At 69.0% G+C, this 26,016-nt stretch carries 27 protein-coding genes; 7 read left to right on the top strand and 20 right to left on the bottom strand.

The annotated features are described in order from the left end of the window. Nucleotides 1-11 precede the first annotated feature (11 nt). The 3 genes from M2351_RS14375 to M2351_RS14365 form a co-directional block, all read right to left on the bottom strand. A complete protein-coding gene (locus tag M2351_RS14375; RefSeq protein WP_264656721.1) occupies nucleotides 12-1,697 on the bottom strand; it encodes a DUF3369 domain-containing protein in 1,686 nt (561 codons plus the stop codon). A 108-nt stretch (nucleotides 1,698-1,805) separates the two neighbouring features. Next, nucleotides 1,806-2,765: an SH3 domain-containing protein gene (locus tag M2351_RS14370; protein WP_264656720.1), complete on the bottom strand. Its 960-nt coding sequence runs from the start codon at nucleotides 2,763-2,765 to the stop codon at nucleotides 1,806-1,808. 106 nt (nucleotides 2,766-2,871) lie between these two features. Then, the gene (locus M2351_RS14365; RefSeq protein WP_264656719.1) at nucleotides 2,872-3,759 is read right to left on the bottom strand and encodes a LysR substrate-binding domain-containing protein; all 888 of its coding nucleotides are present in this window, start codon (nucleotides 3,757-3,759) and stop codon (nucleotides 2,872-2,874) included. 194 nt (nucleotides 3,760-3,953) lie between these two features. Between M2351_RS14365 and M2351_RS14360 the strand changes: the two genes are divergently transcribed. Beyond that, nucleotides 3,954-4,127 (top strand): hypothetical protein, encoded by a 174-nt coding sequence (locus M2351_RS14360; RefSeq protein ID WP_264656718.1) that lies wholly within the window; start codon nucleotides 3,954-3,956, stop codon nucleotides 4,125-4,127. Here M2351_RS14360 and M2351_RS14355 read toward each other — a convergent pair. Beyond that, on the bottom strand, nucleotides 4,085-4,906 hold the full coding sequence (locus tag M2351_RS14355; protein WP_264656717.1) for an outer membrane lipoprotein: 822 nt from the start codon (nucleotides 4,904-4,906) through the stop codon (nucleotides 4,085-4,087). The genes M2351_RS14360 and M2351_RS14355 overlap by 43 nt on opposite strands. A 309-nt stretch (nucleotides 4,907-5,215) precedes the next feature. Between M2351_RS14355 and M2351_RS14350 the strand changes: the two genes are divergently transcribed. Then, nucleotides 5,216-5,731 (top strand): ferritin-like domain-containing protein, encoded by a 516-nt coding sequence (locus tag M2351_RS14350; RefSeq protein WP_264656716.1) that lies wholly within the window; start codon nucleotides 5,216-5,218, stop codon nucleotides 5,729-5,731. Nucleotides 5,732-5,838: 107 nt separating this feature from the next. On the opposite strand, the gene lepA is transcribed toward M2351_RS14350, so the two are convergent. The 3 genes from lepA to glgC form a co-directional block, all read right to left on the bottom strand. After that, nucleotides 5,839-7,641 carry a translation elongation factor 4 gene (gene lepA / locus M2351_RS14345; protein ID WP_264656715.1) on the bottom strand — a complete coding sequence of 601 codons (1,803 nt, stop codon included), beginning with the start codon at nucleotides 7,639-7,641 and terminating at the stop codon, nucleotides 5,839-5,841. A 260-nt stretch (nucleotides 7,642-7,901) separates the two neighbouring features. Further along, nucleotides 7,902-9,380, bottom strand: a complete 1,479-nt coding sequence (gene glgA / locus M2351_RS14340) for a glycogen synthase GlgA (protein ID WP_264656714.1) — start codon at nucleotides 9,378-9,380, stop codon at nucleotides 7,902-7,904. 56 nt (nucleotides 9,381-9,436) lie between these two features. Beyond that, the gene (glgC, locus tag M2351_RS14335) at nucleotides 9,437-10,711 is read right to left on the bottom strand and encodes a glucose-1-phosphate adenylyltransferase (protein ID WP_264656713.1); all 1,275 of its coding nucleotides are present in this window, start codon (nucleotides 10,709-10,711) and stop codon (nucleotides 9,437-9,439) included. Between the two features lie 561 nt (nucleotides 10,712-11,272). Here glgC and M2351_RS14330 point away from each other — a divergent pair. Next, nucleotides 11,273-12,673, top strand: a complete 1,401-nt coding sequence (locus M2351_RS14330) for an ammonium transporter (protein WP_264656712.1) — start codon at nucleotides 11,273-11,275, stop codon at nucleotides 12,671-12,673. Between the two features lie 135 nt (nucleotides 12,674-12,808). Here M2351_RS14330 and M2351_RS14325 read toward each other — a convergent pair whose 3' ends face one another. Together M2351_RS14325 and M2351_RS14320 are read right to left on the bottom strand one after the other, a co-directional pair. Next, a complete protein-coding gene (locus tag M2351_RS14325) occupies nucleotides 12,809-13,258 on the bottom strand; it encodes a VOC family protein (RefSeq protein ID WP_319801886.1) in 450 nt (149 codons plus the stop codon). A gap of 5 nt (nucleotides 13,259-13,263) precedes the next feature. Beyond that, entirely contained in the window at nucleotides 13,264-13,680 is a 417-nt protein-coding gene (locus M2351_RS14320; RefSeq protein ID WP_264656711.1) for a rhodanese-like domain-containing protein, read from the bottom strand. Nucleotides 13,681-13,830: 150 nt separating this feature from the next. Here M2351_RS14320 and M2351_RS14315 point away from each other — a divergent pair, with 150 nt between their 5' ends. Beyond that, nucleotides 13,831-14,253, top strand: a complete 423-nt coding sequence (locus tag M2351_RS14315; protein WP_264656710.1) for a YkvA family protein — start codon at nucleotides 13,831-13,833, stop codon at nucleotides 14,251-14,253. A 7-nt stretch (nucleotides 14,254-14,260) separates the two neighbouring features. On the opposite strand, the gene M2351_RS14310 is transcribed toward M2351_RS14315, so the two are convergent. Further along, a complete protein-coding gene (locus M2351_RS14310) occupies nucleotides 14,261-15,229 on the bottom strand; it encodes a DMT family transporter (protein WP_264656709.1) in 969 nt (322 codons plus the stop codon). A 122-nt stretch (nucleotides 15,230-15,351) separates the two neighbouring features. Between M2351_RS14310 and M2351_RS14305 the strand changes: the two genes are divergently transcribed. Beyond that, nucleotides 15,352-15,825 (top strand): hypothetical protein, encoded by a 474-nt coding sequence (locus M2351_RS14305; protein WP_264656708.1) that lies wholly within the window; start codon nucleotides 15,352-15,354, stop codon nucleotides 15,823-15,825. Nucleotides 15,826-15,832: 7 nt separating this feature from the next. Here M2351_RS14305 and M2351_RS14300 read toward each other — a convergent pair whose 3' ends face one another. From M2351_RS14300 to M2351_RS14265, 8 genes are all read right to left on the bottom strand, one after another. Further along, a complete protein-coding gene (locus M2351_RS14300) occupies nucleotides 15,833-17,524 on the bottom strand; it encodes a sensor histidine kinase (RefSeq protein WP_264656707.1) in 1,692 nt (563 codons plus the stop codon). 174 nt (nucleotides 17,525-17,698) lie between these two features. Further along, nucleotides 17,699-19,111 (bottom strand): c-type cytochrome biogenesis protein CcmI, encoded by a 1,413-nt coding sequence (gene ccmI / locus M2351_RS14295; protein ID WP_264656706.1) that lies wholly within the window; start codon nucleotides 19,109-19,111, stop codon nucleotides 17,699-17,701. After that, nucleotides 19,111-19,587, bottom strand: coding sequence for a cytochrome c-type biogenesis protein (locus M2351_RS14290; RefSeq protein ID WP_264656705.1), 477 nt, complete (start codon nucleotides 19,585-19,587; stop codon nucleotides 19,111-19,113). The genes ccmI and M2351_RS14290 overlap by 1 nt, the downstream gene beginning before the upstream one ends. Beyond that, nucleotides 19,584-20,120: a DsbE family thiol:disulfide interchange protein gene (locus M2351_RS14285; protein WP_264656704.1), complete on the bottom strand. Its 537-nt coding sequence runs from the start codon at nucleotides 20,118-20,120 to the stop codon at nucleotides 19,584-19,586. Before M2351_RS14285 ends, M2351_RS14290 begins: the two co-directional genes overlap by 4 nt. 12 nt (nucleotides 20,121-20,132) lie before the next feature. Beyond that, complete coding sequence (locus M2351_RS14280; RefSeq protein ID WP_264656703.1) at nucleotides 20,133-22,127, bottom strand: heme lyase CcmF/NrfE family subunit; 1,995 nt, start codon at nucleotides 22,125-22,127, stop codon at nucleotides 20,133-20,135. 42 nt (nucleotides 22,128-22,169) lie between these two features. Continuing rightward, nucleotides 22,170-22,625, bottom strand: a complete 456-nt coding sequence (ccmE, locus tag M2351_RS14275) for a cytochrome c maturation protein CcmE (RefSeq protein WP_264656702.1) — start codon at nucleotides 22,623-22,625, stop codon at nucleotides 22,170-22,172. Further along, nucleotides 22,622-22,852, bottom strand: a complete 231-nt coding sequence (gene ccmD / locus M2351_RS14270; RefSeq protein WP_264656701.1) for a heme exporter protein CcmD — start codon at nucleotides 22,850-22,852, stop codon at nucleotides 22,622-22,624. Before ccmD ends, ccmE begins: the two co-directional genes overlap by 4 nt. A gap of 24 nt (nucleotides 22,853-22,876) precedes the next feature. Next, on the bottom strand, nucleotides 22,877-23,596 hold the full coding sequence (locus M2351_RS14265) for a heme ABC transporter permease (protein WP_264656700.1): 720 nt from the start codon (nucleotides 23,594-23,596) through the stop codon (nucleotides 22,877-22,879). Between the two features lie 239 nt (nucleotides 23,597-23,835). On the opposite strand from M2351_RS14265, the gene M2351_RS14260 reads away from it, so the two are divergent. Both M2351_RS14260 and M2351_RS14255 read left to right on the top strand, forming a co-directional pair. Beyond that, nucleotides 23,836-24,090, top strand: a complete 255-nt coding sequence (locus M2351_RS14260) for a FitA-like ribbon-helix-helix domain-containing protein (protein ID WP_264656699.1) — start codon at nucleotides 23,836-23,838, stop codon at nucleotides 24,088-24,090. After that, complete coding sequence (locus M2351_RS14255; protein WP_264656698.1) at nucleotides 24,087-24,323, top strand: type II toxin-antitoxin system VapC family toxin; 237 nt, start codon at nucleotides 24,087-24,089, stop codon at nucleotides 24,321-24,323. Before M2351_RS14260 ends, M2351_RS14255 begins: the two co-directional genes overlap by 4 nt. Nucleotides 24,324-24,365: 42 nt before the next feature. On the opposite strand, the gene ccmB is transcribed toward M2351_RS14255, so the two are convergent. Then, complete coding sequence (gene ccmB / locus M2351_RS14250) at nucleotides 24,366-25,031, bottom strand: heme exporter protein CcmB (protein ID WP_264656697.1); 666 nt, start codon at nucleotides 25,029-25,031, stop codon at nucleotides 24,366-24,368. Next, nucleotides 25,028-25,711 (bottom strand): heme ABC exporter ATP-binding protein CcmA, encoded by a 684-nt coding sequence (ccmA, locus tag M2351_RS14245; protein WP_264656696.1) that lies wholly within the window; start codon nucleotides 25,709-25,711, stop codon nucleotides 25,028-25,030. The genes ccmB and ccmA overlap by 4 nt, the downstream gene beginning before the upstream one ends. Between the last annotated feature and the right edge of the window lie 305 nt (nucleotides 25,712-26,016).

Genomic DNA, 26,016 nt, shown 5'->3' with positions numbered 1-26,016 from the left:
CCGGGCCGCACTCAGATGGGCCGGAAGTCGCCGGCCACGTCCATGAAGGCTTCGACGACCACCGGGTCGAAGCGGGTGCCGGATTGGCGCCGAACCTCCGACACCGCCACGTCGTGGTCCAGGGCCCTGCGGTAGGGCCGCTCGCGGGTCATGGCGTCGAAGCTGTCGGCGACCGCGACGATGCGGGCGCTCAGCGGGATGGCGTCGCCGCGCAGCCGGTCCGGATAGCCGGTGCCGTCCCAGTTCTCGTGGTGCGACCGTGCGATTTCCGCCCCCAGATGCAGGTAGGTGCGGCTGTCCGACCGGCGGCTGGCGCGCTCCAGCAGCTCCCACCCGGCCAGCGTGTGGCGCTGCATGGCTTCCCGCTCCTCCGGCGACAGGGGACCGGCCTTGCCCAGGATCACCGGGTCGATGTTCGCATTGCCGACGTCGTGCAGGATGGCCGCCAGCCCCACCGATTCCAGGAAATGCTCGTCGATGGCGTGCGCGAAGTGGCCGCGGTCGCGCAGGCGGCGGGCGATCCGCTCCGCCACCAGGGCGATGCGGGGAACGGACTCCGGCGCGTCGGCCCCGCGCTCGGCCATGCCGGCCATGGCGATCAGCGTGCTCTGCTGGGTGCGGCGCAGCTGCTCGAACAGGTGCAGGTTGTCGAAGCCGACGGAGATCTTCCGGCAGAACACCTCGATCAGGTTCCGGTCCAGCTCCGACAGCGGCCGGTCGGACCGCAGGTAGACCACGTTCTCCCGGTCGTTGGGGGTGCGGATGTACAGGGTGCAGTGGTCGGCGTCGTAATGGTTGCTGCGCGTCTCCAGGCAGCGCAGGACGGCGCCGAGCACGGGCGGGTCGACGTGGTCGGCCGCCGGCTCGTCGATCAGCGACTCGAATCGCCCGGAGCCGGCCAGCACATAGAGTTCGTTATGGGCAAGCCCGTCGCGGGCGGGGCCGCCCCGCGCGCCGCCCAGCACCGCGCCGCGCTGCACGCACAGGATGGCGTCCGGCCCGACGCCGAGGATGCCGGACAGCTGGGTCAGCACGCCTGCGGCGAACAGCTTCATCGACCGCACCTGGAACAGGGACGACGATGCCTCGATGATCTTTTCCAGCCCGCGGCGGTTCATCTCGATCGCCATGATGTCCTCGTAGGACCTCAGCGCGGCGACCGTGGTGGTGAAGAGCTGCTGGGCGGTCAGCTGAGTCTTTGCCTTGTAGTCGTTGATGTCGTAGTCGAGGATCACCGCCCGCTCCGGCGCCTGGCCGGGCTGGCCGGTGCGCAGGATGATGCGCACGTGCCGGTTCTTCAGGACCTCGCGGATGTGGTGGACCAGCTGCAGACCGGCGTCGTCGGTTTCCATCACCACGTCCAGCAGGATGATGGCGATGTCGTCCTCGCGCGCCAGGATGTCCTTCGCGTCGGCCGCGGAATAGGCGGACAGGAAGTGGGCGGAGCGTCCCTTGTAGGAGAAATCGGCCAGGACGAGCTTGGTGATGGAATGCACCTCCGGCTCGTCGTCGACGATCAGCATCTTCCAGCGGTTCGCCGGGCTGGTCAGCGCGGGCTCGCGCCCGTCGCCGCCCTCGTCCTGGTCGTCCAGGAAGAGGAAGTCGTCCTCGCCCCCGCCTTGCGCAGGGCCAATCTTTTCGGGGCCGACCGGGGTGGCGCCCGTGGAAGCGGGAGGATGCGGGGCGGCGTTGGTCATGCTGGATGCCCGATCAGGACCGGCGGGAAACAGGGAGCTTAACACGGTAAAGCTGTGCGGGGCCAATTTCGAAATTTCATGCAGTTTGTACGGAAAGAATTAAGATTTTTAGAATGTGTCGAGTTCGATCACCCAGCAGTCGCGCCCGCGCTGCGCCAGGGCTCCGCAGACGTTGTCCACCTGGGTGCGGGTGAAGGGGCCCAGCCCCATGTCGTAGGTGGTGCGGGGGCCGCGGAACACCGGCCAGACCATCGGCGGCAGGTCGCGGTAGGCCGACCCGGCGCCGGCCGTGAACTCCTGCCAGGCGCGCATCCCCTCGGCGTGGCTGACATACTCGCCCAGCCGCGCGGCGTAGAGCGGCCCGGGCTCCAGCGGCGGCATGCCGGGCAGCGGGTAGGGGGCGACCACCCCGACCAGCCCGTCCACCGTCGCCACAGCCTTGGATCGGCCCGGCATGGACAGGGTCGCGCGGCCGTTGGACGCGTCGATCACGCCCACCACGTCGCCCTTGCGCAGGGTGAAGCCGCGCCGCTTCTTGCTGTCCAGGATCTCGGTGGCGGCGATGGGCTGGGTCGCGACCACATAGCCCTGGGCCGGCACCTGGGCGGCGATCTCCCAGGCGGCCCGCGGCACCACGGCGGCGTTGCGGTGATGGACGGCCGGTTCGCCCGGTTTGGCCGCCCGCGCGCCACCGCTGCCGCCCGCCGTGCTGACCGGCCGCGCCACCATCAGCGCCGGGTCCAGCGAATCGACCGGGACGTAACCGATCGGCTGGCCGCCGATGGCGACCTCCGTCCAGCCGGTGCCGCGCGGCGTGCCGAGCGCGTTCAGCGCCTTGCCGCGCGACAGCGTCATGACGATGCGGGCGTCCTCGTTCGGGCCGATGCGCACCTCGATGTCGCGGTTCAGCACCACCTCGCCGGTCAGGGGGGCGCCGATGGCGACCGGGCTCTGCGCCATGGCGCCCGGCGCGAACCACAGGGTGGCCGTGGCGAGGATCAGTTGCAGCGCGAGGGCCTTCAGGCCCGACGAGCGGACGCGCAGGGCGATGCCGGAACGCTTCTTCATGGTGGCTGGCCTTTTCGTGACCACCCATTGTGCATCGGCGCGCAGCACCCGGGCAACCGGACGATGAGTGGATGGAGGCCTGCCGATGACGATGTTACGGGCAAGGCTACGGAGCCGCGGGCCCCAGCAAATCATGGATCGCGTCGGCCAGCAGCCGGACGGGCTTCGCCGCCACGCCGGGCGCGCGGTGCAGCGCCATGTCCACGTCGGGCAGGGCGGGGAAGCCGTCCGCCTCCGTCAGGCGGCGCAGCGTCGGCGGCACGGTGCAGGCCTCCATGGCCGTGACGCCCAGCCCGCCCAGCACGGCGCCGTGGACGGCGACCACGCTCTTGCTGGTGAAGGCGACCCGCCAGCCGCGCCCGATTTCCTCCAGCGTCGCCACCGCGAGGTCGCGCACCACGCAGCCCTTGGGAAAAAGGGCGAGCGGCAGCGGATCCTCCCGTTCGATCAAGCCCTTGCCGGCGTTGTGGCTGGCGTTGAGCGGCGGGGCGACCCAGGCCACCGGCTCCCGCCGCACCAACTCGCCGCTCTTGGTGTCGGGGTGTCGGGTGACGAGGGCGAGGTCGTAGCGGCCCTTTTCGATCTCCGCCACCAGATCGGGGCTGTTGTCGCACACCACCTCCACCGTCACCTCCGGATAGACGGCGGCGAAGCGGGCCAGCACCTCCGGCAGCAGCATGGTGGCATAGTCGTCGGGCGAGCCGATGCGCACGCTGGCGACCGAGACGGGGCGGCGCATCAGCGCCATCACCTCGTCGTTCAGAGTCAGCATGCGGCGCGCGTAGGTCAGCAGAAGCTCGCCCTCGCCGGTCAGGCTGACGCTCTTGGTGTCGCGCTGGAACACGCGCTTGCCGACGACCTCCTCCAGCCGGCGGACCTGCTGGCTGACGGCGGCCTGTGTGCGCCCCAGCGTGTCGCCGGCACGGGTGAAGCTGCGCGCGTCGGCAACGGCGACGAAGGCGCGCAGGAGGTCGGTGTCGAGGTTGGCCGGCATGGTCGCGCCATTCAAGCAGAGGGATGCGCCGGGTTCAACGCGCTGGATGTTCAACGCGGCGCCGCGTGACTGTGGTACAGGAGAAACGCGGGGATGGACCATCACGATCTGTGATGATCCTCATAAAGCCTATTCGTTTCCAAGATTTTCCACACCGGCGCACGGTACCCCCCGACACAGGGAGGGCTGCGGCCATGGGCGTGTTCGACGCGATGACGACGGTGGTGTTGGAGGCCGGACGGATGGACCGCTCCGGCGGAGGGCTCGGCGACGGGGGTGATGCCCCCGCGGTGCCGGAGCCGCGGCCATGGCGATTCCGCCTGCCCTACATGCCGGCGTTGGTCGCGGCGGTGCTGGTGGTCGGTTGAGCCTGGACGGGCGCCGCGTCGGCCGCCGGTGCGGGTACGGGCGCGGGTGGGGACGCGGCGGGCGGCGCGATGGAGATGGGGCCGCTCTTCACCGCCGGCTCCGCCGCCGGGGCGGGCTCGGCCGTTGCAGCGGGCGCCGGTGTTGCGGGAGGCGGAAGTTCCTTTGCCTCAACAGCCTTGGAGTCGGCCGCATTGGACTCGGCCGCCGCGTCGGGCTTCGCCTCGTCGGCTTTGGCCGGTTCCTCGGACTTCGGCTTCTGGTCGGTCTTTTCGTCGGCCTTGGGCTTGTCCTTGGCAGGGGCCGGGTCGGTCTCCGTCGCGTAGTCCGGGACGATGCGGGCCTGGCTGCCGGTGATGACCAGAACCTTTTGGCCGACGGCCAGCGGCCGCTCTTCCTTCTGGGTCAGCGACAGAAGCTCGCCATCCGGCTTGCGGACGATGTATTCCCAGCCGGTGGTGTCGCCGGTCACATGCTCGATCGAGGTGCCGAGCAGACCGCCGAGGGCCGTGCCGGTGACCGCGCCCAACGCCGCGTTCATGCCGATGGCGCCCGCCTGCGAGCCCAGCACGCCGCCGGCCGCCCCGCCGGTGACCGCGCCCACGGTGCCGTTGGTGCTGATCGCGACTTGGCGGAACCCGACCACGACGGCGCGTTCCACCTTGTTCGCCTGCTGGGTGGCGGTGGCGGCGTAGGTGTTCGGGGAGTAGTTCGGGGTGCAGCCTGCGAGAAAACCGGCGAGGACGACGGCGGACAGGCCAAACGTGCGTGTGCGTGTCAAGGGACATCATCCGTTCGGAAGCCTGCCCGTGTGATAGGCGATCCGGCCGCGGGAGTCACCCGACATTTTTCGGAGCTTTCGATGGAGAAAAGCGGGATCGTGGGGCTTACGAACATTTTTTCGGCGCATGGTGATCCATCCCATCCTCCGCTTCGTAACAAAGAAGAACGGTGCCAATGCGTGATCATGTCTGCACCATGACCGTTTCATGAAGCGACTGCTCAAGATCAAAAAGTAATTTCGAACGCAGGAACTTTTGCGGCGTTTCCCGGTTGGGCGCGTATCAAACCAGCCGAGGAGCTTTCTGTTATGGCTTCGCCGTCGAATGTTGTGAACGACATTTTCATTGCGGGTCTCCGCAACACGCACGCGCTGGAGATGGAAGCGCTGCAGATCATGAACCGCCAAGTGGAGCGGGTTCAGAACTACCCGGAACTGGAGCAGGCCCTGCGCCAGCACATCGCCGAGACCGAGCAGCAGCGCAAGCGCATCGAAGAGGCGATGAAGGAGGTCGGCGTCACCCCGTCGAGCATCAAGGAGGCCATTTTCGGCCTGATGGGCAACGTCGGCGCCGTGGCCCATGTGCCGGCCGCCGACGAGATCCTGAAGAACATGTTCGCGAACCACGCCTTCGAGAACTATGAGATCGCCGCCTACAAGTCGCTGATCGTCATGGCCGAGGCCGCCGGCTTCAAGAACATCTCCGGCTTCCAGCAGTCGCTGCGCGAGGAGGAAGCCATGGCGCAGAAGATGAACCAGCTGGTCGAGCCGATCACCCGGAAATACATCAGCCTGGAACAGAAGGAAAAGATGGCCAGCCACTGACCCGCCGACCACATCGCAAATGGAAAAGGGGGCCGGAAGGCCCCCTTTTTTGTGCGAACCTGTTGGGTTTCGGCTGCGCCTTCACCCAACCTACACGTCCGACTGGCTCACTCGTCGCCCATCTTCAGGGCGGCGATAAAGGCGCTCTGCGGGATTTCGACTTGGCCGAACTGGCGCATGCGCTTCTTGCCTTCCTTCTGCTTGTCCAGCAGCTTGCGCTTGCGGCTGATGTCGCCGCCGTAGCACTTGGCGGTCACGTCCTTGCGCAGCGCGCCGATGCTCTCGCGGGCGATGATCTTGCCGCCGATGGCGGCCTGCACGGCGATCTTGAAGAGCTGGCGCGGGATCAGCTCCTTCAGCCGCTCGCACAGCTGGCGGCCGCGCCGCTCCGACTGGGAGCGGTGGACGATCATCGACAGGGCGTCCACCGGCTCCGCGTTCACCAGGATGGACATCTTCACGAGGTCGCCTTCCTCGTAGCTGTCCATCTGGTAGTCGAAGCTGGCGTAGCCGCGGCTGATCGACTTCAGCCGGTCGTAGAAGTCGAAGACCACTTCGTTCAGCGGCAGGCGGTAGACCAGCATGGCGCGGGCGCCGGCGTAGGTCAGCTCGATCTGCTGGCCGCGCCGCTCCGTGCAGAGCTGGAGCACGCCGCCCAGATACTCGTCGGGCAGCATGATGGTGGCGCGGATCCACGGCTCGTCGATGCGGTCGATCTTCATCACGTCCGGCATGTCGGCCGGGTTGTGCAGATCCCGCACCGTTCCGTCGGTCATGTGCAGCTTGTAGACCACCGACGGCGCGGTGGTGATCAGGTCCAGGTTGAACTCGCGCTCCAGCCGCTCCTGGATGATCTCCAGATGCAGCAGGCCGAGGAAGCCGCAGCGGAAGCCGAAGCCCAGCGCGGCAGACGTTTCGGCCTCGTAATGGAAGCTGGCGTCGTTCAGCTTCAGCTTGCCCAAGGAATCGCGCAGCCGCTCGAAGTCGGCGGCGTCCACCGGGAACAGGCCGCACCACACCACGGGGATGGAGGGCTTGAAGCCGGCCAGCGGCTCGGCGGCGGGCTTCCGGTCCTCGGTGATGGTGTCGCCGACCTTGGTCTGCGTGATGTCCTTGATGGCCGCCGTGATGAAGCCCATCTCGCCCGGCCCAAGCTCACCGGTCAGCAGGGCCTTTGGGGTGAAGACGCCGACGCGGTCCACCTCGTGCGCGCTGCCGGTGGCCATGAAGCGGACCTTCTGGTTCACCTTCAGCCGGCCGTCCACCACGCGCACCAGGATGACCACGCCCAGGTACGGGTCGTACCAGCTGTCGACCAGCAGAGCCTTCAGCTCCGAATCCGCGTCGCCCTTTGGGGCGGGCAGGCGCTGCACCACGGCTTCCAGCACGGCGTCGATGTTCAGGCCGGTCTTGGCCGAAATCTCGACAGCGTCGGAAGCGTCCAGTCCGATCACGTCCTCGATCTGCTGCTTCACGCGGTCGGGCTCCGCCGCCGGCAGGTCGATCTTGTTGAGGACGGGGATGATCTCGTGGTTGTTGTCGATCGCTTGGTAGACGTTGGCGAGCGTCTGCGCCTCCACGCCCTGGGAGGCGTCGACCACCAGGATCGAGCCCTCGCAGGCGGCGAGGCTGCGGCTGACCTCGTAGGCGAAGTCGACGTGGCCCGGCGTGTCCATCAGGTTCAGCGTGTACTGCTGCCCGTCCTTGGCCTTGTAGAGCAGGCGGACGGTCTGCGCCTTGATGGTGATGCCGCGCTCGCGCTCGATGTCCATGCTGTCGAGCACCTGTTCGCGCATCTCGCGCGAATCGAGGCCGCCGCACTGCTGGATCAGCCGGTCGGCAAGGGTCGACTTGCCGTGGTCGATGTGCGCGATGATCGAGAAATTGCGGATGTGCGAAAGGTCAGTCATCGGTGCCCGGAGCCCTGGTTTGGGCCGGAACATAGGGCGGACGGGGGATATGCGCAATGGCGGCGTGGGGGCTGGAACACCGTTGCAGGCAACCGGGTCTTCACGGATTTCGCGGATTTAGACACGGATTTCCCGGCCATTACTCCGAAGGTACCAGTAAACGGAACTAGCGATATGGAGTAAGGTCAGTATTAAAATAAAAATCCGTGTAATCCGTGAAGACCCCCTTGCCGGCCAAGAATCCCGCGCTTCCCCTCGGCTCACACCACCAGCGCCGGGGCGACCTCGCGGTACAGTTCCATGTACTCCTCGGCCGGGCCGTGCCAGCCGAAGTCGCGGGTCATGGCGCGCTGCTGCATGGCGTGCCAGCGCTCCGGCTTGCGGTAGGTGAGCATGGCGCGGCGCAGCGCCCAGGTCAGTTCCTGGACGGAGGCGTTGACGAACTGGAAGCCGGTCGCGCTGCCGTCGTTCACCGCGGCGGGGTTGGCGTCCACGATGGTGTCGGCCAGACCGCCGGTGCGGCGGACCAGCGGCAGGGTGCCGTATTTCAGGGCGTAGAGCTGGGTCAGGCCGCAGGGCTCCGACCGGGACGGCACCAGCAGCAGGTCGGACCCGGCCTGGATGCGGTGGGACAGCGCCTCGTCGTAGCCGATGCGCGTGCCGACCGACTTGGGATACCAGGTGGCGAGGTGGCGGAAGCCCGCCTCCAGCGCCGGCTCGCCGCTGCCCAGCACGGCGATCTGGCCGCCCCAGGCGATCCACTGGGTCGCCGCCTCCAGCACGAGGTCCAGGCCCTTGTGCCCGGTCAGGCGGCTGACCACGCCGGCGATCGGCGCGTCGGGCCGGCGGTCGAGCCCGAGAGCGGCCTGGAGGTCGGCCTTGCACAGGTCCTTGCCGCCGAGGTCGTCGGCGCTGTAGCGGGCGGTGATGAGCGGGTCGATCGTCGGGTCCCAGATGTCGTAGTCGACCCCGTTCAGGATGCCGGTCAGCGTGTCGGACCGGCCGGCCAGCAGGCCTTGCAGGCCGGCGCCGTGCTCGTCGGTCTGGATCTCGTGGGCGTAGGTCGGGCTGACCGTCGTCAGGCGGTCGGCGTAGTAGCAGCCGGCCTTCAGGAAGCCGACGCCGCCGTAATACTCCACGCCGTCGACGCGGAAGGCCGCGGAGGGCAGGCCCAGGTCGCTCATCATCCAGGCGCCGAACAGGCCCTGGTAGGCGATGTTGTGAATGGTCAGCACCGTGCCAGGGCGGAACGGGCCGGCGAAGCGGTCGGGGCGCAGTTCGAGATAGGCCGGGATCAGGCCGGTCTGCCAGTCGTGCCCGTGCAGCACGTCCGGCCGCCACCAGGGATCATAGGCCTTCGTCGCCGCGAAGGCGGCTGCGCACCAGGACAGGGCGGCGAAGCGCTCCGCGTTGTCGGGCCAGTCGCGGCCGTCCGGCCCCAGGTAAGGGTTGCCCGGCCGGTCGTAGAGCGACGGCGCGTCCAGCACGTAAGCCAGCACCCCGTCCGCCGTCCGGCCGATCAGCAGCCGGGCGGGGGCGCCGCCGGGCAGATCGGTGACCGGTTCGCCCACCGGCTGCAGGTCGGCCAAGCCGTTCAGCACCGCCGGATAGCCCGGCATCAGCAGGCGGACGTCCGCGCCGGACCGGTTGAGGGCGACGGGCAGGGCCGCGGAGACATCGGCCAGCCCGCCGGTCTTGACGAGCGGGTAGCATTCCGGCGTGACGTACAGGACGCGCATGCGAGGTGGGTCTTTCCGTTTCTTCTTGGTCTTTTACCGAGCGGAGAGAGGGGCTGTTACCCCTCTTTCTCCAGGCGGTCGATCATGTCCTGGGTGATCAGGCACACGCCGCCCTCGCTGCGGTAGAAGCGCTTGGCGTCCAGTTCCGGATCCTCGCCGACGACGAGGCCTTCCGGGATCACCACGCCGCGGTCGATGACGACCTTCTTCAGGCGGCAGTGGCGGCCGATGTCGCAGTCTGGCAGGACCACGGCCTCGTGCAGCTCGCTGAAGGAGTTGACGCGGACCTCGCTGAACAGGAGCGAGTTCTTCACCAGCGAGCCGGAGATGATGCAGCCGCCGGACACCAGGCTGTCCACCGCCATGCCACGCCGGTCCTCGTCGTCGAAGACGAACTTCGCCGGGGGCAGCTGCTCCTGGTAGGTGAAGATCGGCCACTCGCGGTCGTACATGTTCAGCTGCGGCGTGACGTGGCAGAGGTCCAGGTTGGCCTCCCAGTAGGCGTCGATGGTGCCGACGTCGCGCCAATAGGGCTCCGACTCGTGGCCGTTGAGGATCGCCGACTCCGCGAAGTCGTGCGCCATCACGCGGCAGCCGTTCCTCACCATCCAGGGGATGATGTCCTTGCCGAAGTCGCGGCTCGAGCCCGGTTCGTTGAAGTCGCGCTCCAGCTGGTCGTACAGGAACTCCGCGTTGAAGACGTAGATGCCCATGCTGGCCAGCGCCTTGTCCGGCTTGCCGGGCATCGGCGGCGGGTCGGCCGGCTTTTCGATGAAGTCGATGACGCGGTGCGTCTCGTCGATGTGCATGACGCCGAAGCCGCTCGCCTGCTCCCGCGGGACCTCGACGCAGGGGACGGTCACGTCGGCCTTCTTGGCGATGTGGTCCAGCAGCAGCGCGCCGTAGTCCATCTTGTAGATGTGGTCGCCGGCCAGGATCAGGATGTATTCCGGCTCGTGCCCGCGCAGGATGTCCAGGTTCTGGTACACGGCGTCGGCCGTGCCCTGGTACCAGGCGGTCTCGCTGATGCGCTGCTGGGCGGGCAGCAGGTCGCAGAACTCGTTCATCTCGCCGCGGAAGAAGTTCCAGCCGCGCTGCAAATGGCGCAGCAGGCTGTGCGACTTGTACTGGGTCAGCACGCCGATGCGGCGGAAGCCCGAGTTGATGCAGTTCGACAGCGCGAAGTCGATGATCCGGAACTTGCCGCCGAAATAGGTGGCGGGCTTGGCGCGACGGTCAGTGAGCTGCTTCAGACGGCTGCCCCGCCCGCCGGCCAGGACCAAGGCCACCGCACGGCGCGGCGCCAGACGCAGATCCCGTTTGTCGAGCATGGTGGACTCCCTTTCATTCTTTTTGTCGCCGACCATCCGCGGCGGCCATCCGGGGCCGCGCAGAGGGTGGCTCGGCGCACGTCCCGATCGGCGCACATCTCAATCGGTGTCGCGAGCGTGACCGTGCCACATTCCCCCGGTCGGGCCAATAGGCCGAGGGGGACAGCGAGGAAATAGGCCGACCGCCCGAGCCCAGGGGTGGCCCATGTGCAGGAAAGTAGCGCACTCTTCTGCCTAAAAATTAGTCAAACGCCCACGACTCCGGCCGAAGCCGGGTGAAAACGGGGCGTTCCCTCCCCCCATAACACGCGAATCCGAAGAATGTCCGCCCGCGCGGATGGGTCGGCGGGCTGCTTAAAAACTGTGCAACGGCCCGTCGCGACTCGGGGTATGAGGTGAATCGTGGTCAGTCCTATGACCGCAACCCTGCCGATTCCTAGCCCTTTTGGGTTGGCACGCTTCTTGTAACTGTTCGGTCGACCTTGGCCCCTCCCGCCGCCCCGTCTTTGACCCGGGGACGGGGCGAACCGGGCCGATGCTACGAATACATGAGGAGCCTCGATGAGCCGTCTCTTCCTTCTTGCCGCGCCGACGATGGCGGCCATCCTGGGCTTGGCCGGTCTGCCCGAAGCCGCCCTTGCCCAGGATGCGGCCGCGGCCGCGGCCCCGGCCGCGCCGACCCTGAACAACGGCGACACGGCGTGGATGCTGGTGTCCACCGCGCTGGTCCTGATGATGACGATCCCGGGCCTGGCCCTGTTCTACGGCGGCATGGTCCGCAAGATGAACGTGCTGGCCACCGTGATGCAGAGCTTCGCGATCACCTGCCTGATCAGCGTCCTGTGGTACGTCATCGGCTACAGCCTGGCCTTCACCGGCGAGGGCGCCTACATCGGCGGCCTGGACCGCCTGTTCCTGAACGGCCTCGACTTCACGAAGGCCTTCACCCTGGGTGAGAGCACCTCGGCCGGCGTCCCGACGACGATCCCCGAGCCGGTCTTCATGATGTTCCAGATGACCTTTGCGATCATCACGCCGGCGCTGATCACCGGCGCCTTCGCGGACCGCATGAAGTTCTCCTCGCTGCTGGTCTTCACGGCCCTGTGGTCGGTGGTCGTCTACGCGCCGATCGCCCACTGGGTCTGGTACCCGACGGGCTTCCTGTTCGGCCTGGGCGTGCTGGACTTCGCCGGCGGTACGGTCGTGCACATCAACGCGGGCGTCGCCGGTCTGGTCGCCGCGCTGGTCATCGGCAAGCGCAAGGGCTACCCGAACGAAAACTTCATGCCGCACAACCTGGTGCTGTCGCTGATCGGCGCCTCGCTGCTGTGGGTGGGCTGGTTCGGCTTCAACGCCGGCTCGGCGCTGACCGCCGGTCCGCGCGCCGGCATGGCCATGGCCGCCACGCACATCGCCACCGCCGGTGCGGCGCTGGGCTGGATGTTCGCGGAGTGGGCCGCCAAGGGCAAGCCGTCGGTCCTCGGCATCATCTCCGGCGCGGTCGCCGGCCTCGTGGCCGTCACCCCGGCCGCCGGCTTCGTCGACCCGACGGGCGCCATCGTCATCGGCATCGTCGCCGGCGTGATCTGCTTCTGGTCGGCCACCAGCCTGAAGCGCGCCCTTGGCTATGACGACAGCCTGGACGCCTTCGGCGTGCACGGTGTCGGCGGTCTGGTCGGCGCCCTGCTGACCGGCGTGTTCGCCAAGATGTCGGTGTCGAACAGCGAAGGCGCCTTCGCCTCCGTCCTGAAGGACACCCCGAACGCCACGCTGGGCCTGCTGGAAGGCAACGCCTCGGCCGTGTGGATCCAGATCCAGGGCATCGCCTGGACCATCGGCTGGTGCGCCATCGCCACCTTCGTCCTGCTGAAGGTCATCGACGTGGTGATGGGCCTGCGCGTGGACGAGGACGTCGAGCGCGACGGCCTGGACCTCTCCCTGCACGGCGAGACGATCCATTGATCTCTGGCCATTGATCTCTGGCCACTAACACCGGTTCTTTGCAGCCTGGTTGTTTCCTCCAAGACTTTCCGCCGCCGGGGTGTCCCGGCGGCGGATTTTCTTTTTTGGGCCGTTGATTTTGGCTGCTAAGGGGCCTCAGCCCGGCAGTCGCAGGCTCCCGTCCTCGGCCAGCGGGAAGTGCGGGTTCCAGCAGACCTCCCACGGATGGCCGTCGAGGTCGGCGAAATAGCCGCTGTAGCCGCCCCAGAACACCTCCTGCGCCGGCTTCAGGACGCGGGCGCCGGCGTGCGCCGCCCGGGCCATCAGCGCGTCCACCTCCTCGCGGCTGCGCAGGTTGTGGGCCAGCGTGATGCCGCCGAAGCCGGAGGTCGGGCCGGCCTCCGCCAGATGCGCGTCCTCGGCGAGCGCCTCGCGGCCGTAGAGGGCGAGCGCCATGCCGCCGAACTGGTAGAAGGCGATGGCCTCCTGGCTGGCGGGCGACCGCGTCCAGCCCAGCCCTTCCTCGTAGAAGCGGCGGCTGCGCGCGAGATCGGCGACGCCCAGGGTGATCAGGCTGATGCGCTGTTCCATAGAATGGGGTTCCATGGCCGTCAGCCTTCCTTCTTCTCGGCGGCCTTCTCCACCGCTGCGACCGGCAGGCCCGCCTCCTTCCAGGCCTTGAAGCCGCCTTCTAGGTGGCAGACGTTCTCCAGCCCCATGCCCTGCACCGTGTCGGTGGCGAGCGCGGAGCGCCAGCCGCTGGCGCAGTAGAAGACGAAGCGCTTGCCCGACGCGAAGATCGGCTTGTGGTAGGGGCTCTCCGGGTCGACCCAGAACTCCAGCATGCCGCGGGTCGCCGGGAAGGCGTCGGGGATCATGCCGTCGCGGGCCAACTCGCGCGGGTCGCGGATGTCGACGAAGACCACGTCGGGATCGCCGTGCAGGGCCAGCGCCTCCTGCGGGGTGATCGCCTGGATGCGGCTGTTGGCTTCGGCCAGCAGGTCCTTGTAGCCCTTTTTCATCGTCATGGCGTTGGTCCTCCTCCGTTTTTTCCATGGCCTCCGCGGGACCGCGGACGTGGCTGCCGCGTTCACGGTCCACGCATCTGTGTAACAGAGCGCCGCCCCCGCCGGAACACGAGCCCGGGGGATGCGGCGTTCGGGCCTGGGAAGGACGCCATGCAGACCGCCGACAACGGGGCAAGGACGGAGACAGGCCCAGGGACGCGGCGAGAACTGCCCGCGGTGATCGACCGTGTCCGCGCGGAGCGGGACGAGCGCTATGTCCGCCGCCGCCTTTGGGACAAGCTGCGCGCCAACCTGCACCGCGTCCCGGTTCTGGACCAGGCCCTGGCTGCCTATTTCTGCGCCACGGACCCGGTGACGCCCTTCCGGGCCAAGGCGATGCTGATGGGGGCGCTGGCCTATTTCATCCTGCCGTCCGACGCGGTGCCGGACTGGGTGGCCGTGATCGGCTTCGCGGACGACGCCGCCGTCGTGACGGCGGCGATCCAGGCCGTGCGCAGCAGCATGAAGCCGGAACACCAGGAGCGCGCCCGCGCCGTCCTGGAGGCGGAGCGGCGGCGCCTCACGCCCACGTAAGCGTTTTTCAGCGCAGCGGGCGGGACCCGGCCGCGGAGGGGGGCAGCGGGGCCGGCGCCTCCTCCCGGACGTCCGCGCCCCGGAGCTTCCGGGCGCGGTTCTGGAGCGCGTCGCGGTGCGCGGTGTAGAGCGCCGATGCCGCGATCACCGCGGCGCCGGCCCAGCCCCAGGCGTCCATCACCTCCCCGAACAGCAGCCAAGCGAGCACCGCCGTGAAGGGCAGGCGGATGTAGTCGTAGGGCATCATGGCCGACGCCGGGGCCAGGCTGAAGGCGCGGGTCATGGCGAGCTGCGCCAACGTCATGACCGCGCTGAGGACGGCCAGCCAGCCCAGCGCCGTCCAGCTGGGCCACGTCCAGACGAACAGGGCCGGAAGCAGGGCCATGGGGGTGAGGAACAGCCCCATGTAGGCGACGACGACCAGCACGCTGTCCTTCATGGCCAACGCGCGCACCTGCAGGGTGGTGGCCGCGGCCGCGACGCAGTGGAACATCAGGACGAAGGTCACCGGGCTGACGCTCGCCGCACCCGGCCGGATGATGACCAGCACGCCGGCGAAGCCGACCGCGACGGCCGCCCAGCGGCGCAGGCGCACCCGTTCCCCCAGGAACAGCGCGCCGCCGATGGTGACGAACAGCGGCACCGTGAAGGCCAGCGCGGTGGCCTCCGGCAACGGCATGTGGGCCACGCTGTAGAACCACGCCAGCATCGCCAGGAGGCTGGTCAGCGAACGCGAGGCGTACAGCCGCAACCGGCCGGTGCGCAGGCTGTCGAACCCCGACGCCGCCAGCCAGGGCAGAACGAACAGAACGCTGAACAGGTTGCGGAAGAACACGACCTCGAACGCGTGCAACTCCACGGTCACATGACGGACCAGGGTGTTTCCCACCGCCACGAGAAGCGCGCAGACCAGCATCCAGCCCACGGCGGCGAGGGGTTGGCCGGGTGCTCGGGGCGTTGGTGCGGAATCGGGCACGCGCGTCTCGTCGGTGGGAGCAAGCCGAAGGCGCCCGGCCGGTTCCCGTGTCGGAGGGCTTGCCGGCCGTTACGCCCGGTTGCATCCTCCCTCCTGTCATGCCCTCACGCAAGCGTCATCCGATGAACGTCTCCGCCAGCCGCACCGCCGCCTGCGCCGCCGTCATGCTGCTGGCGGTCGTCCCGGTGATCGGCCCGCTGTCCATTCCCACGGCCTGCGCCGCCGATCCGGCGCGGGCGTGGCGCGCGCCGACGCCCGCCGGCCCGCTGTCCGCCACCCTGGAAACCCGTGGCAAGGAGAGCGCGCTGGTCCTGACCCTGAAGCCGGAAGCCGGGGTGCGGGTCGTTCCGCCCGTGCTGCGCGTCGACGTGCCGGCCCTGCTGCGCGCGCGCATAGCCGGACGCTTTCCCGCCGCGATCCGGTCGGAGAGGGAGGATGGGCCTCTGCGCGCGGTCCTGCCGCTGAAAGGGCCGGTCCGCTTCGCCGATCCCGACCGCAACGACGGGATGATGCGGGTGGAATTCCGCCATTGCCGAAGCGGTCCGGCCACCTGCGCGGTGCAGCGGCTGGACATTCCTCTGCGAGCGGGGTCCTAAAGCTTGTTTAGGAGGCGACCAGGACGAGGGGCATGTCCAGCCGGTAGCTGGTGCCGGGCCGGCGCGGCTCCACCGACAGGGTGGCGTCGAGCTGGTTGGTCAGGGCGTGGACCAGCCGCATGCCCAGGCTGCGGCTGCGCCGCCAGTCGAACCCGTCCGGCAGGCCGACGCCGTCGTCCTCGATGATCAGGCGCACGGAGTCACCATCGTGGCGGAGGCCGACCACGATGGGCTTGGATCCAGCGCCTGGGCCTTCGCTGGGATAGGCGTGCTTGACCGCGTTCATCAACAGCTCGTTGGCAATCAGCCCCAGCGGCACGGCCTGGTCGCTCGGCACCTCCACCGGCTCGACCGTCAGGGTCAGCCGCCAGCCGTCGCTCTCGGCGAGCGCGGAGCGTTCCAGGTCGCGGCACAGGGCGGTCAGATACTCGTGGAAGGGAACGAGCTGGATGTCGTCGACTTTGTAGAGCAGCTGGTGGATGTCGCTGACCGCGTGGACGCGGCGGCCGGCCTCGTGCAGGCTCTCGCGGGTCTCGGCGTTGCCGGTGCTCTGGCCCTGCAGCGACAACAGGCTGGAGATCACCTGCAGGCTGTTCTTGATGCGGTGGTTGGCCTCGCGCATCAGCAGGTCCTTTTGGGCAAGCACCGCGTCGCGCTGGGCGAGCGCCGTTTCCAGCGAGGCGGTGCGCTCCTGCACGCGGGCTTCCAGACGTTCCTGGACCAGGCGGGCGGCGTGGGCTTGGCGGAAGCCGAAGGCGGACAGGACCAGCAGGGCCGCGGCGGCCAGGGCGGCCAGCCCGGCGTAGGGGGCGAGCGCCGCGCGCCAGTCCGCCAGGACCGGCTCCAGGCCGATGCGGACGGCGACATAGACCGGCCAATTCTCCACCCGCCGGTGGGCGACGATGGCGTCGTCGCCGGTCGCGACGGCCATGGCGGGATGGGCCTGCACCGAACGCTTGACGAAGTCCGGCACCGGGGCGGGCGCCTGCGGGTTCCCGTCCGGGTGGTGGACCAGGACGGCGAGGTCGTCGGCCCGGAACAGCAGGATGGACGGATCGCTGGGCAGGTCGAGGTTGCGGTAGAACTCCTCGAAATAGGCGGGATCCACCGTCACCGAGGCGATCCCGCGGAAAGTGCCGTCGCGGTTGCCCAGGCGCCGGCTGACCAGGAAGGTCGGCTTCTGCGTCACGCGGCCGACGATCAGCTGGCTGATGTAGGGGTGGTCGGGCCCGGACAGATGCGCGAGGAAGGCGTCGCGGTCGTGGGCGTCGGACGGCGGCGTGGGAAAACCGATGGTGCTGAGCCGCAGGAGCCCGGCTTGGTCGTTCAGCCAGACCGCGTCCAGGAAGGGCAGGTGCCCGACCTCCGCGCGCAGGCTGTCCCAGGTTTCCTTCGACGCTTCGATCTCGTCCCAACTCAGGTCGCGGATGCGCTGCGCGGTGTGCTCCACCAGCAGGTCGGAGGCGTCGAACAGGCGGGCAGCGTGCTCCGCCAGGACGTGGGCCGCGGATTCCGCCCGCTCCGTCGCCTCCTCAATGGCGCGCTGGCGCGACTCGTAGGCCACCACGGCCATGACCGCCAGCAGGAACACCAGCCCGGCCGCCGCCAGCCAGCCGATGGCGGCCTCCAGCCGCGGGCGGCGAAGCGGCGGTGTGGCCGCCGCGGGCGATGCGGTGGCCGGGCCGTTGTCTTTGGGCATGGAGTGAGGAAACCGGATGGTGGGACCACACGCCAATTTAGCGTGCATCGGAAGGTGGTGGACTCGGCCTTTGGTTTGCGTACGAATGGCCTAGGACCCAAGGGAGCCCGTTCCTACGACCCCGGCGCCGGGATCCGGCGTGATCTTTTGCGGCGAGGGCGCCGCCGGCCGGGATCAGCCCCCGGCCTTCAGCGAGTCGATGCGGGCGCGGATCAGCGCGTATTCCGGGTCGTTCGGCTGGAACTGCGCCAGAAGGCGGTTCCACAGGTCCGACGCCTCCGCGGTCCGGCCGGTGTCGGCGGCGTCGAGGCCGAGCAGCCAGAGCGCGTCGCGGTTCGTCGGTTCAGTGGTCAGCGCCTGGCGCAGAGCGCCCACCGCCTCGGCCGGCATGGGGCCGGGCTTGTCGGTCGGGGGTTCCATGGACAGCAGCGCGCCGGCGTAGGCGACCAGGACGTCGGGGCGGTCCGGTGCCTGCTCCTTGGCCTTGCGCGCGGCCTCTGCGGCCTTGTCGCGCTCGCCCAGCACGTTGTAGGAGCGGGCGAGCTTCAGCCAGCCGTCGACGTCGGCGGGGTTGGCCTCCAGCTTCGCGGCGAGGTTGGCGACCATGCCGCGGATCATCTGCTCGCGGTCCTGCGGCGAACCGCCCTGATCCTGGCCCTGGCCCTGGCCCGGATTCTGGTTCTGAGCGGCCGGCGCCTGTTCCGGCGGCAGGGTCTTGGGCGTGACGGCGGCGGGGTCGAGCCCCAGCTCCTTCGCGGCCTGCTGGATCTGGCCCTGCACCACCGGCACCCAGGGGGCGTCGGCGGGCGAGTCGGCCATCAGGGCGGCCCAGCGCTCCAGCGCCCCCTTGACGTCGCCGGCCTGGCGGCGGGCCAGCGCCAGATAGAAGCGGGCGCGCGGCTCCTTCGCGTCCTTGGTCAGGATGGTCTCGAAGGCCGTGCGCGCCTCCTCCGTCACCGTGCCGCCGTTGGCGCTGATCAGTACCTCGCCGTAGGTGCCGAGGATGTCCGGGTCGCCCTTGGACAGGGTGGCCGCCTTGCGCAGAGCGTCGGCCGCCTCCTGCACGCGGCCCATCTTGGCGTAGGCTTGGCCGAGGATGGACCAGCCCTGCGCGTCGTCCGGGTTCTGGTCCAACTGCGCCTTCAGCTTCTCCAGCGCGGCCAGCACGTTCTTGGGCGGGGCGCCGCGCTCCTGGTTCAGGTCGCGGGAAGCCAGCGGCTGGGCCGGCAGCTCCGGCCGGCCGAGCTTGCCGTAGACCGCCAGCGCGCTGAGCGGCAGGGCCAGGACCAGCAGGCCGGCCAGGACCTTGCCGCTGCGCGGGGCGGCGGCCGGTTTAGAGGCGGCGTTCGGATGGTCCGCGATGGCGAGCATGCGGCGGCCGATCTCCGCCTTCGCGGCGGCGGCCTGGGCCTCGCTGATCAGGCCGCGGGCCTGATCGCGTTCCAGTTCGGCCAGCTGGTCACGGTAGACCTCCAGGTCGAAGTCGGCGCGGGCATCGGGGGCGGCGGCCTGGCTTTTCAGCAGGGGCGGCACGATCAGCATCACCACGCCCGCCGTCATCACGGCGGCGACGATCCAGAACAGCATCAGGCGTCTTCCTTCCGGAGCAAGGCGTCCAGACGCTGGCGCTCGTCCTCGGTCAGGGGGGCGGTGTCACCACCGGCGGCGACGGCGGCGCTCTTGCGGCCGCGCAGGTACAGGGCCGTGCCGATGGCGCCGATCGCCAGGATGGCGAAGGGGCCGATCCACAGGACCAGCGTCGTCGCCTTGAAAGGCGGGCGCAGAAGCACGTAGTCGCCGTAGCGGTCGGTGACGAAATGGACGACCTGCTGGTCGCTGTCGCCGGCCTTCAGCCGCTCCCGCACCAGCAGGCGCAGGTCGCGGGCGAGCGGGGCGTTGGAGTCGTCGATCGACTGGTTCTGGCAGACGAGGCAGCGCAGGTCCTTGCTGATCTCGCGCGCGCGGCCTTCCAGCGTCGGGTCGGGCAGCACCTCGTCGGGCTGGACAGCGAAGGCGGTCAGGGGCGTCAACGCCAGGAAGGCGGCGAGGATGACAGCCTTCATGACGCGGCCCTCAGATGCTTGATCATGGGCAGGATCTGCTCGTCCACCACCTGCGGGGTCAGGGGGCCGACCTGCTTGAAGCGGATGCGGCCCTGGCGGTCGATCAGATAGGTCTCCGGCACACCGTAGACGCCCCAGTCGATGGAGACGCGGCCGTCCTGGTCGGCGCCGATGCTGGCGTAGGGGTCGCCGTTGCGCTTCAGCCAGTCCAGCGCGTCCTCGGTCTTGTCCTTGTAGTTGATGCCGCGCACCGTCACCCCCAGCTCCTTCGACAGGCGGGTGATGACCGGGTGCTCCGCCTTGCAGGGGATGCACCAGGAGGCGAAGACGTTCACCAGCGTCACGTCGCCCTTCAGCATGGCCGACGACACGCCCTCCTTGTGGCCGGGCAGCGGCGCCAGGGCGAACTCCGGCGCTGGCTTGTCGATCAGGGCGGAGGGGATGTCGCGCGGGTCGCGCTCGAAGCCCAGGAGGAAGGCCACGCCGACGCCGACGAACAGCAGCAGCGGCAACAGGAAGATCAGGCGGCGCATCGGACGGGACCCTTACTCGGCAGGCTGCAACGTGGGCTTGGCGGCGGAACGGCGGCGCTCCGGCGCGCCGACGCGGAAGCGGCGGTCGGACAGGCTGACGAGGCCGCCCGCCATCATCCCCAAGGCGCCCAGCCAGATCCACGGCACCAGCGGGTGGTGGTAGAGCCGCACGATCCAGGCCGTGCCGTTCTGCGTCGGGTCGCCCAGCGCGATGTAGACGTCGCTGAACACCGTGGTGTGGATGGCCGACTCGGTCGTCGTCATGCGGGTGACCGGGTAGCTGCGGCGCTGCGGCTTCAGGGTGGCGACCGTCTGGCCGTCGCGGGTGACGGTGAACACACCCTCCTCGGCGCGGAAGTTGGCGCCCTGCACCTCGCCCACGCTGTCGAAGCGGACGGAATACTGGGCAAGCTGGGCGGTCTCGCCCGGCTTCATGGCCTGGATGACCTCCGTCTGCCAGGCCGAGGTCCCGGTCATGCCGAGGATGGAGATGCCCATGCAGGCGTGGGCGATGGTCATGCCCCAGGCGCTGCGCGGCAGGTGGACGGCGCGGTTCCAGCTGTCCTTCACCGGCACGCGGAACAGGCGGATGCGCTCCGCGAACTCCGCCAGCGAGCCGAAGAAGGCCCAGGCGGCCAGCGCAATGCCGACCAGCGCCAGCAGCGGCCCGCCGCCGTTGGTGATGTAGGCGGCGATGGCGACGCACACGACCACGGCGACGCCGGCCGACCACAGGCGGGTCAGCGCGCCGGGCAGGTCGCCGCGCTTCCAGGCCAGGAAGGGGCCGACCACCATGGCGATCACCATGGGGATGGCGACCGGCACGAAAGTGGCGTTGAAGAAGGGCGCGCCGACGGAGACCTTGCCCAGCTTCATCACGTCCAGGAACAGCGGGTACAGCGTGCCGATGAAGACCGTCGCCGTCGCGGTGGACAGCAGCAGGTTGTTCAGCACCAGCGAGCCCTCGCGGCTGATCGGCGCGAACAGGCCGCCGGCCTTCAGGGTCGGCGCGCGCAGGCTGTAGAGCAGGAGCGAGCCGCCGGTGGCGATGCCCAGCAGAACCAGGATGAAGACGCCGCGTGCCGGGTCCACCGCGAAGGCGTGCACCGAGGTTAGGATGCCGGAGCGCACCAGGAAGGTGCCCATCAGCGAGAGCGAGAAGGTGATGATCGCCAGCAGGATGGTCCAGGTCTTCAGCGCGTCGCGCTTTTCCACCACGATGGCGGAGTGCAGCAGCGCCGTGCCGGCCAGCCAGGGCATGAAGGACGCGTTCTCCACCGGGTCCCAGTACCACCAGCCGCCCCAGCCCAGCTCGTAGTAGGCCCACCAGGAGCCCAGCGCGATGCCGGCGGTCAGGGTCGACCAGGCGGCCAGCGTCCAGGGCCGCACCCAGCGCGCCCAGGCCGGGTCCACACGCCCCTCGATCAATGCTGCGACCGCGAAGGAGAAGGCGATGGAGAAGCCGACATAGCCCGCGTAGAGGAAGGGCGGGTGGAAGGCCAGGCCGGGGTCCTGCAGCAGCGGGTTCAGGTCGTTGCCGTCCAGCGGCGCCGGGACCACGCGGATGAAGGGGTTGGAGGTCGTCAGGATGAACAGCAGAAAGCCGACGCCGATCAGCCCTTGCACCGCGATCACGCGCGCCTTCAGGCTGGGCGGCAGGTTGCGCCCGAAGACCGCGACGGCGGCGCCGAAGACCGTCAGCATGACGATCCACAGCATCATCGAGCCCTCGTGGTTCCCCCACACTCCCGACACCTTGTAGAGCATCGGCTTGGCGGAGTGGCTGTTCTGGACGACGTTCATCACGCTGAAGTCGGACACCACATGCGCCCAGGTCAGCGCCCCGTAGGCGACGAGGACCAGCAGCATCTGCGCCACGGCGGCGGGGCGGGCGACGCCCATCCAGGCGGCGTTGCCGGTGGCGGCACCAACCAGGGGAACGCCGGACTGCACCAGCGCCACGAACAGCGCCAGCACCAGCGCGTAATGGCCGAGTTCGGGGATCACGGTCCCGCTGCTCCCTTCAGAAATAAACCCTTTAGAAACAAGCTATGAGCTGGGCTTCAGCGTCTTGGCCGTCGCCTTGAAATGCTCGGCCTGCTTCAGCGCGTCCGCCACTTCGGGCGGCATGTAGTTCTCGTCGTGCTTGGCCAGCACCTCGCGCGCCTGGAAGACGCCGCTGGCCATCCGGCCCTCGGCCACCACGCCCTGGCCCTCGCGGAACAGGTCCGGCAGCTGGCCGCGGTAGGTGACGGGGACGGAGTTGACCGTGTCGGTCACCACGAAGCGGGTGGTGACGCCGTCCGGCAGCTTCGTCACGCTGCCCTGCTCGACCAGCCCGCCCAGGCGGAAGTTGCGGTCGCCAACGGGCTGCGCCTGCAGCTGGGTCGGGCTGAAGAAGAAGACGATGTTGTCCTCGAAGGCGGTCAGGGTCAGGGCGGTAGCAGCACCCAGGCCGAGCAGGGCGAGCCCCAGCATGTAGAGGCGCCGTTTCTTGCGGGTCATCCTTCGCTCACCTCCGCCGCGGACGGGGCCGCGGCCTGCCCTTTGGAATCCTTGTGGCGAGGGCGCCGCCGCGCGGGGCGGCTGCCTTCCAGCACCTTCAGGGTCGTCTCCGCCCCGCGCAGCCCCTTCAGCGTGGCGACGAGCAATCCGACCATCACCAGCGCCGCCAGCCCGTAGGCCGGCCAGACATACGCGGCGTAGCCGCCCATCGCGAAAAACTCAGCCATCATCCGCTCCTCAGCCCCGCGCCCCTAGCCTTGTGCCTCGGTGAGGCGCAGGGTCTGGATCTTGCGCTGCACGATCTCCGACCGCAGGCGCAGCAGCACGACCGTGACGAAATAGGTGGTGAAGCCCAGCGCCATGACCACCAGCGGGACCAGCATCGACGGGTCGATGGTCGGACCGCCCATGCGGATGACGCTGGCCGGCTGGTGCAGCGTGTTCCACCACTCGACCGAGAACTTGATGATCGGCACGTTCACCACGCCGACCAGAAGCAGCACGTTGCCCGCGCGCATGCCGCGCTGCGGGTCGTCGAAGGCGTTCACCAGCGCCATGTAGCCCAGATACAGGAAGAACAGGATCAGCACGCTGGTCAGCCGCGCGTCCCACACCCACCAGGTCCCCCACATCGGCGCGCCCCAGAGCGAGCCGGTGACCAGGCAGATGAAGGTGAAGCCCGCGCCCACCGGGGCGGCGGCCTTGGCGAACAGGTCGGCCAGCGGGTGCTTCCACACCAGCCCACAGGCGGCGGCGATGGCCATGTTGACGTAGACGAACAGGCTCATCCACGCCGCAGGGACGTGGATGTACATGATCCGCACCGTGTTGCCCTGCTGGTAGTCCGCCGGGGAGCTGAACAGGGCGATGTAGAGCCCCACGATCAGCAGGATCACGGTCGCCCCCGCGCTCCACGGCAGGATCGCCGCCGACAGGCGCTGGAAGCGGGCAGGGTTGGCGAAACGGTGCATAGGTCCCATGACCTCTGGTCGTGCTGCGGACGATATAAGCGCACTGATGCCCCAGCGCGAGGGGATTCGCCTTGATCTTGGTCATCCCGCAAGCCCCGGCGGTAGGGCGATTTCGGGGTGGGGGCCACGTTCTGCCAAGCCTTGGGGCCTTGCGTAGACGGTACGACACCCCGTCCCGGGGGTTCCATGCTACGATGGTGCGTGATGCGCGAAAGGACCAGCGTTCTCAGGGAGCTCCCATGGGCATGATCACGGTGCGGGACATCGGCGAATCGGTGCTGCGGGCGCTGAACGAGCGCGCCAGCGCCGCCGGCCGTTCGCTGGAGGAGGAAATCCGGGAAACCCTGGAGCAGTCGGTCAACGTGCCGCCCCCGGACTTTTGGGAACGCATGCGCCAGCGCCGGGCGAGTTACGGCAACCGGGTGTTTTCGGACAGTGCCGACATCCTGCGTGAGATGCGCGACGAGCGTTCCGAACAATTGGGCCGGTCATGAACCGGCTCGGCACCACCATCATCGTGGATGCGAGCGTCGCCGTGAAGTGGCTGGCTCCGGAACCCGACAGCGGCACAGCCGAAGCGGTTGCGGAGGGGCGGACCTTGGCCGCCCCGGAACTTCTTCTCGTTGAATGCGCCAACATCTTGTGGCTGCGTGTTCGGAAAGGGGAGATCCCGAGGCGTGACGCGACGACCGGGTTGATGGACCTGCGGAGCGCTTTCCGTCACTGAAAGGGATGATCGTCGCCCTCAACGCACTGCGATGATCGACCCCTACTCAACCGCTTGCCGCAACGCCGCAGCACTCGCCCAAGGGGCCAGCGGCAGGGCGCCGGCCAGGAGGCCGCCGAGCAGGAGCAGGTGCGGGCGTGGGGTGAGGCCGTTGAGCGCGGCGTCGATGGCCCCGGCGCCGAAGATCAGGACCGGGATGTAGAGCGGCAGGATCAGCAGCGACAGCAGCACGCCGCCGCGCCGGGCGCCCAGCGTCAGGGCAGCGCCGATGCTGCCGATCAGGCTGAGGATGGGGGTGCCGACCAGCAGGGTCAGCACCAGGATGCCGAAGCCCTCCGCGTTCATGTTCAGCAGCACGGCCAGCAGGGGGGCCGCGACGATCAGCGGCACGCCGGTCACCAGCCAATGCGCCAGCGTCTTGGCCAGCACCACCGCCTCCATCGGCAGGGTGGAGAGCGACAGCAGTTCCAGCGAGCCATCCTCGTAATCGTTCTGGAACAGCCGCTCCAGCGACAGCAGCGAGGCGAGCAGGGCCGCGACCCAGATCACGCCGGCCGCGATTCGGGCGAGGATGTTCGGCTCCGGCCCCACGCCGAAGGGGAACAGCACGACGCACAGCACGAAGAACATCACGGCGATGGACGCGTCGGAGCCCTGGCGCAGCGCCAGCCGCAGGTCGCGCCCGACCAGGCGCAGGAAGCGGGTCATGCCGCGTGCTCCCCTTCCATATCCTCGTCCACATCCTCGTCCGCGTCGTGCGGGATGGGGGTGAAGTCGTCCAGGTGCAGGTCGCGGGCGCCGGGCATGGCGATGTCCACGTGGGTGGACACGGCCACCATGCCGCCGCCGGCGCGGTGCTCCGCGATGATTTCCTCGAACAGCGCGATGGCCGCGCGGTCGAGCGCCACGGTGGGCTCGTCCAGCAGCCACAGGGTGGCCGGCGCGGCCAGCACGCGGGCGAGGTTCAGGCGGCGCTTCTGCCCGGCCGACAGGTAGCGGCCCGGCACGTTGGCGATGTGCGGCACGCCCAAACGGTCCAGCGCGGCGCGCGCGCTGGTGCGCGGGTCGGCGGCCCCGCCCAGGTTTGCCCAGAAGGCCAGGTTCTCCACCGCGCTCAGCACCGGCTTCACCGCGTCGAGGTGCCCGACGTAATGGATGCGCGAGCGGTGGCCGTCGGGATCCTCGGTCACCGCGATGTCGTCCCAGGACAATTGGCCGCGCAGCGGCTTCAGCAGACCGGCCATCACCCGCAGGAGGCTCGACTTGCCGCTGCCGTTGGGGCCGAGCAGGACCAGCGCCTCCCCCGGCTCGATCCGGAAATCCAGCCCGGTGAAGACCAGCCGGTCGCCGCGAAGGCAGGTCAGCTCGGTACCGGCGAAGACGGGCATGGGGACGGGCGGGCTCGTGCTGTGGACGGAGGCCGGGGAGCTATAGCACAGGGAGCGGAGAGGCCAAAAAGAAACGGCCCCAAAAAGAAACGGCCATCGCAAGGGGGTTCTTGCGATGGCCGCGGATCCAGCCGGGGCCTGGCTGGGGGCGCCGCGTGGCGGTCGCCCTATCAGTCGCGCGGTGTCGGTCGCGCAGTGTCAGTCGCGATGTGTGTGTCGCAGAGGTCGGGGACGGGGGTCACGTCCCTTCCTGGTCACATCGTGCCTGACGGCTGTCCTCTGTCTATGCCGAGAAAGTGGCGAAA

This window comes from Azospirillum canadense, assembly GCF_025961225.1.
Taxonomy (GTDB): domain Bacteria; phylum Pseudomonadota; class Alphaproteobacteria; order Azospirillales; family Azospirillaceae; genus Azospirillum; species Azospirillum canadense.
Note: the sequence above shows the minus strand (reverse complement) of the source record. Positions and strands in the feature narration are given on the sequence as shown.